This window comes from Paraburkholderia ginsengiterrae, from assembly GCF_001645125.1.
Classification (GTDB): domain Bacteria; phylum Pseudomonadota; class Gammaproteobacteria; order Burkholderiales; family Burkholderiaceae; genus Paraburkholderia; species Paraburkholderia ginsengiterrae.
Genome location: NZ_LXKA01000387.1, coordinates 1 through 6,028 on the forward strand (window position 1 = coordinate 1; position 6,028 = coordinate 6,028).

7 protein-coding genes and 1 pseudogene are annotated in these 6,028 nt (G+C 60.9%); 7 read left to right on the plus strand and 1 reads right to left on the minus strand.

Going from position 1 to position 6,028, the window contains the following annotated elements; translation table 11 throughout:
- Positions 1-27: 27 nt before the first annotated feature.
- The 7 genes and pseudogenes from A6V37_RS37485 to A6V37_RS37515 all read left to right on the plus strand — a co-directional run.
- Positions 28-630, plus strand: a pseudogene (locus A6V37_RS37485) (SDR family oxidoreductase); the annotation flags it as partial.
- Positions 631-819: 189 nt separating this feature from the next.
- Positions 820-1,014, plus strand: a complete 195-nt coding sequence (locus A6V37_RS37490) for a hypothetical protein (RefSeq protein ID WP_064271322.1) — start codon at positions 820-822, stop codon at positions 1,012-1,014.
- Between the two features lie 693 nt (positions 1,015-1,707).
- Positions 1,708-1,995, plus strand: coding sequence for a hypothetical protein (locus A6V37_RS42705; RefSeq protein ID WP_064271321.1), 288 nt, complete (start codon positions 1,708-1,710; stop codon positions 1,993-1,995).
- An 828-nt stretch (positions 1,996-2,823) separates the two neighbouring features.
- Positions 2,824-3,393 (plus strand): phasin family protein, encoded by a 570-nt coding sequence (locus A6V37_RS37505; RefSeq protein WP_064286906.1) that lies wholly within the window; start codon positions 2,824-2,826, stop codon positions 3,391-3,393.
- 584 nt (positions 3,394-3,977) lie between these two features.
- Complete coding sequence (gene phbB, locus A6V37_RS37510) at positions 3,978-4,721, plus strand: acetoacetyl-CoA reductase (protein WP_064271319.1); 744 nt, start codon at positions 3,978-3,980, stop codon at positions 4,719-4,721.
- Between the two features lie 225 nt (positions 4,722-4,946).
- Positions 4,947-5,105, plus strand: coding sequence for a hypothetical protein (locus A6V37_RS41635; RefSeq protein WP_165614484.1), 159 nt, complete (start codon positions 4,947-4,949; stop codon positions 5,103-5,105).
- Positions 5,106-5,256: 151 nt separating this feature from the next.
- Positions 5,257-5,538, plus strand: coding sequence for a hypothetical protein (locus tag A6V37_RS37515; protein ID WP_064271318.1), 282 nt, complete (start codon positions 5,257-5,259; stop codon positions 5,536-5,538).
- 108 nt (positions 5,539-5,646) lie between these two features.
- Here A6V37_RS37515 and arsN2 read toward each other — a convergent pair.
- Positions 5,647-6,028 (minus strand): arsenic resistance N-acetyltransferase ArsN2 (arsN2, locus tag A6V37_RS37520; protein WP_064286907.1); only part of this gene is annotated, 382 nt, incomplete at its 5' end.

Here is a 6,028-nt window from a genome sequence, read left to right on the forward strand (position 1 = left end):
CGCGAACAAGGGGGGGGGAGGGTATAGGCGGGCGCACGCAATCCGGCCGGCGTGACGCTGACGGGAGTCGTGCCCGTGGTGCTCGACGTGACCGACCCGGGGGCCTTTGCCGCGGCCGCCGACGCGGCGCGCGACGTCACTCTGTTGATCAACAACGCTGGCATCGCGCGGCTCGGTAGCCTGACGGACGACGGCGCGCTCGACGCGTTGCGCGATCACTTCGAAACCAATGTATTCGGCATGCTGGCGATGTCCCGAGCGTTCGCGGGGAGCCTTGCCGTCAACGGCGGCGGCGCAATCCTCAACGTGCTGTCCGTCGCGAGTTGGGTGAACCGGCCGATTTTGTCTGCCTACGGGGTGTCGAAATCGGCCGCGTGGGCGCTGACTAACGGCCTGCGCCAATCGCTGCGCGAGCAGCGCACGCAGGTCGTCGGGCTGCATGCCGGCTTTATCGATACGGATCTGGTGCGCGGACTGGAAGTTCCGAAGGCGACGCCGGCCGATGTCGTGCGCCAGGCGTACGAAGCAATCGAGGCCGGCGCGGAGGAAGTGTCCACCGACGAACTCACTCGGCAGGTGAAGGCTGGGCTGTCGGTGGGTATCTATCTGAACGGCACGGCGCCACGCTAGTGGCGCCGAAGCAGTTCCGTCGCACGCCCCCGCACGCGACGAGCAGAGCTGCCGGGGCAGGACCGTGATGTCGATGCTGCCTGGGAACTTCACGTCCGGGCTTCCTCGGCGGGTAACAACGCTTTTCATGAACGGCGACAATGAAAACAGCGTGATGCACGAGCGAACCGAGGCCCAGCTCTCACGCGAGTGGTAGCGAAGAGGACGCAGGCTCGAGCGCTAGCCCTGAGCGTCGCAGCAATCCGCGAGGCCCAGGGCAACGAGAATCCGGACAATTACCCGATCGGCGCGTCGGGATGGCTGGAGGTGGAAGAAGACTTCGCGCGCGACGTGCTACGGGCGCTGGGTGGTGATCTCGACAATCTTCATCGCAACTTCACGTGACGGATTGCGGCAAGCTGCGAAACCTTCGTTTCAGTGAATCGTAGTGCCGCCCTCGCAGAATGCCCATCCCCCGTTTCGCTCGAAGGTTCTATGAGACAGAAAGCACCTCTCGCGCTCGCGGCCGTAGTTGCACTGCCCAGCGCAGTCGCACCTGCACACGCCGACGATCATCAACATCATCGCGTTTGCCGCAAGGTGAAGGGACGCGGCCACTGGCAAAACCGCTGCCTGCACCCAGTTTCGCCTGATCTACCCCGCTTCGCGCGGGACCTTTGGTTCCTGCGTGCGTCAAGGCCGGCGGTGTAACCAGTCGCGCATAGGGTGTGTGTCCAGCCAGCGAAGTTGCCGATTCCTGTGATGTTCGCGCCTGTAGTGCTCCGCAACCAGGATTGCAGCCATGATCAGGACGATCACCCCAAGCAACATCCCCGAAATTGACTCGCCCATGGCCGTCTCCTTGCTTGTCACGATCATGTCTATGTCGTAGGCGAGGACAACGAGGGGGGACGGTGAATATCCGGGCCGCTGAAGCCAGTACCAACGCTCGCCAAACGACCCGACACGGCTCGCAAGAGAGTTGTCTGAGAATTGCCGCCATCTATCCCAATAGTTGGCATATCGCGAAAACTGGCCTACAGTATTTATCAGACATAAGGCAATGGATCGCGGGCCAAAGGCCGATAGGGGGCGCACATGGGTATGTTCTTTGACCAGGACATCGCACATATTGCACGCGTAATGGCGCCGTCACTGGAGGGAGACCTCGGCGGCCCAATCCTGCCAGCTGAGTACTGGCGCGGGCGGCTTCACAGGCTTCTGGATGCGACTCACCTCACGCGCGGCCAACTCTGTGCGCTGGATAGTTTGCTGCTCCAGCTGGACGACTTCGAAGCCAGGAGCCGGCCGGCGCCAGCGGGAAGCACTTACCAGTCTTGCTCGAAATCCCGACTACATCGAACACCGCGCCAGAACATTGCCTGATCCTGGTCGCGCCGGATGGCCGCTGGCGTTTGCATAAAAAGAAGCCGCAGGACGGGCCTGCGGCTATTTAACACACGAAACGCGGGGACATGTCCGCGTTACCGAAAGCTTACAGTTCAGGTGTGGCGGCAACAAGCCAAATCTCCATGATTTGCATCTCTTTGCCACATTCGCAACACAGCTCGTTCCCCAGCCAATTCCCGCTCTCGCCACTCACGACGCCAATATCGAGACGCCCGCAGGTGGAGCAGGGCCGGCCTGGACGGCAAGTGAATGGCGCGTCGGACGCGGCGCCCGGCCGTATCGAAGGCCGACTGACCGCGAGGTACAGCCATCCCTGATGCATTGTGCCGGGCACGTCGGAAGGATGCCGAACGTATCCGATCACGGAGCACCACCTCAGCGGCCGTTTCCTGATCGCGGGTCGACACCCGCGCGTATCCGATCAACATGATTGCGTAAACCTGTTGCCAAATACCTGGGTATTGCAATTCGTTTGCGCAACCCTCGGTGGCACTGTTTGTCGGGAGCATGGGGTTGTTGCACAAACGTCCGTTTGCGCAACGAGATGTCCAACGGCAACCGACTATTGCGGCGACCGCTTTTTTTGCCATCACCGCCAGTTGGTCCCTGACGGCACTAAGGGTATGTACCTATTAAGTAGATTGCGAAATATACATTTAACAAAGTTAGAATGTTCGCTCTAATAATGCACCGCACAACCCGGGCCGGGTGAGAGGCGGTGGACCGGCTCTCACTATCCCGCAGCGGGCTTTTCCAGCCCGACATCCGTCGGGCGTATGTTGAGCTGAACCAAGGAGAGCACAGATGAGCGTTTTCGAGCCCGAGCAATTCGTTACGGTGCACCGCGCCAACATCGCCACCCTGTTCACCCTGACGAATCAGGCGTTCCAGGGCTTTCAGCAGCTGGTCGAACTGAACCTGCAGGTCGTCAAATCCGCACTTGCCGAGGGCGAGGAGAACTGGCAGGAAGCGTTGTCCGGCAAGACCCCGCTCGAACTCCTCGCCCGCCACGCCAGCTCCACGCAGCCAGCCGCTGCGAAGGCACTGGCGTACACCCGGCATGTGTATGACATCGCATCGGGCACCCGGGCCGAATTTGCGAAGGTTGCACAGGCGCAGTACGAACAGCACCGCAGTAACACCCAGACGCTCGTCGACAACCTTGTCAGGAACGCCCCAGCTGGGACGGAAGTCACGACTGCCGCGCTGAAATCGGCGTTCTCGGCCGCCGATACTGCGTACGAGACGGTGCGCAAAGCCGCCGAGCAGGCCATCGAGGTCGCTAAGGGCAACGTTGCCGCCACGGCCGCCGCTGCCGCGAAGGCTGGCCAGCAAGCCGCCGGACAGGGAACGCGCGCCGCAAAGCAGGCGTAGTTGACCGGCTGCGCAGTGGTCGTCGCGCCGCTGCACATCTGCTTGCGCGCCCAGACCACCCAATCAGTCTGGTCACGTGGGCGGACCGTGCACGGCCGCGCTTCCGGCGTGTGCTGCGCGTCCGGCCGGAATGGCGGGGGATGACACGGAATGGTTGAAGCTGCACCGAACGGTCCATTTCTTTTGCGAGCTTTGCCGCGGGCCACGTGTCAAGGCAGGCCGTGAATCTTCTATCTCTCGCAGCCATCCGCACTGCGCCATAGTCGCCGATGAATGTCCGCCCACTCCACTTCGCTGTGCATGCGGGAGGTACCGACATGGCGCTCGCTGTCGAGTGCGACCAGCCGTTCAGGTCACGTCAAGCGGTACGCGTACGAGGCGAACTATCGCCCACAGGTGGACCAAGTTTCATTCGCGCAATACCACAAGTCAAAAAAAACTCCGCGTAATTCAGACAATGCGTCGTCGCCTCTAGCGGTGCTGGAAGCGGCAACGCATTGTGGCAAAGCCAATGGCTGTGTGTGGGGGGCGGTTATTGGATATACAGGACCCCTGCAAGATATATCACGATCACGGATCTAAGCATGACGAAACGAATCGCTGTAGTAACGGGCGGCATGGGCGGCCTTGGAGAGGCGATCAGCATCAAACTGCATGACGCGGGTTATGCGGTGGTGGTCACGCACTCGCCGAATAACACCGGCGTGGCCGCCTGGCTGGCCAGCCAGGAAGCCCAGGGCCGGAACCTTCGCGCATACCCGGTCGACGTGGCCGATTACGAGTCATGCCAGCACTGTGTGACGAGGATTCAGGTTGAAGTCGGGCCTGTCGACATTCTGGTGAACAACGCCGGGATCACCCAGGACATGACACTCAGGAAGATGAACAAGGTCAACTGGGACGCGGTTATCCGCACCAACCTCGATTCGGTCTTCAACATGACCAAGCCGCTGTGCGAAGACATGGTCGCTCGTGGCTGGGGCCGCATCATCAATATTTCGTCTGTTAACGGTTCGAAGGGTTCAGTTGGCCAGACCAACTATGCAGCGGCCAAGGCCGGCATGCACGGTTTTACCAAATCACTGGCGCTGGAAGTGGCGCGCAAGGGCGTAACTGTCAATACGGTTTCGCCGGGCTATCTCGCCACCAAAATGGTCACGGCGATTCCGCAGGAGATCATGGACACGAAGATCCTGCCGCAGATTCCGGTCGGTCGCCTCGGCAAGCCGGAAGAAGTGGCAACCCTGGTCCGCTACCTGTGCTCGGACGATGCAGGTTTCGTGACCGGCTCCAACATTGCCATCAACGGCGGGCAGCATATGCATTGAGTCGGCTAATCGCCAGATCGCGGCGTCATCGCCACCAGTCGTTCTTCGGCCATGGCAATGGGCGAGCGTCGCCGCGCTTCCGCGCATTCTGGCGGACCGGTCCTTTCGGGCTGCGAAACCTGGTGGCGATGCGCTGAAGAATGCAAGATGATGTATTGCGATTGTCGGTTATCGCCGCCTACAGTGAACTGTTAATGGGAAGTCGCAGGCAGAAAGGAGTTCGCGATGATCGAATCCTGGGTGGGCGTGGTCGTCGGTTCGTTCGTGCTCGCAGTCGCAGCGATGCTGGTCATGGGCCACTATCGCCGCGAACATCTGCGGGAGCGACTGCTCAGGCGGATGGATCATCGTCACTGCTGGGATGTGATGCGGCGTCGGCATTAACAGCGGCGCCTGTCTCCCGGTGCAAGTTCGCATCTGCCAGAAATTAGGATCCGGACCGATATCGCCCAGGAGAGAGCGTGATGCGCGTTCCACAAATAGCCCGAGCGATGCGCGGGCGACCACAGCCACAAGGCGACCGACAACTGTCGACATGGCGATCACTGCAATGACATATCCAGACAAGCATCCGGGTGATGACACCCCGTCGAGCATCACGGTGCGGGCTGCCGCCGGCCAACTGAGGATCGTTCCGGTCTGGCAGGCTTTGGGGCAACACGCTGCGCAGGCGAAACGGACCCGGCTTCGCCACAACGAAAAACACAACATCGAGGAAATAACGGTCACCTTCGAGTCAGTGTCACCTGCGGACCTGGCCGAAATCGTTGGGCGATTGAGTACCCTTTCGTGGGTTGTGGCGGCTTCTCTCTCCTGAATAACAGGATGCCAAGCGCTGAGGATGTCCGATGCCGCTTTTGCGCGTTGAGGCGATCGATCGGGTCCGGCCAGGCGACATTAGCGGTCGAATGTCGGGCCGCAGCAATTAGAATGTTTTCGGCCGTTCCGTCATGGGCGCAGCGCACTGTGTCGATTGCTTACGCATGCACACTGCGGTTGAGGGGCACAGAATCGTAAATTCTTTGCACATCCGCACTTCGTCGGGCGCATCTTCGCGACTTACCCGCTCATAACCAGATCGTTCAAAAAATCGTTGCGCAGTCGTAGTCAGCAGCCAGACTTCGTGTTGGCCACGCGCGCGTGCGATGTCTTCGAGCCGCGTGACCAGTTCTCGCGCGACACCTTTACCGCGCCACTTCGAGGAGACAGCCAGCGATCGCAGGAGCACGCTGGAGCCGAGCAGTTCGAGGCCTGCGCTGGCGACCAGCGAGCCGCGTGCATCTTCGGCGACCAGGAATCCTTCGATG

What these genes read in the sequence shown, in the direction of transcription:
- A6V37_RS42705 (WP_064271321.1), top strand. Translation starts at nt 1,708, where the DNA reads ATGGGTATGTTCTTTGACCAGGACATCGCACATATTGCACGCGTAATG.
- A6V37_RS37505 (WP_064286906.1), top strand. Translation starts at nt 2,824, where the DNA reads ATGAGCGTTTTCGAGCCCGAGCAATTCGTTACGGTGCACCGCGCCAAC.
- phbB (WP_064271319.1), top strand. Translation starts at nt 3,978, where the DNA reads ATGACGAAACGAATCGCTGTAGTAACGGGCGGCATGGGCGGCCTTGGA.
- A6V37_RS41635 (WP_165614484.1), top strand. Translation starts at nt 4,947, where the DNA reads ATGATCGAATCCTGGGTGGGCGTGGTCGTCGGTTCGTTCGTGCTCGCA.
- A6V37_RS37515 (WP_064271318.1), top strand. Translation starts at nt 5,257, where the DNA reads ATGGCGATCACTGCAATGACATATCCAGACAAGCATCCGGGTGATGAC.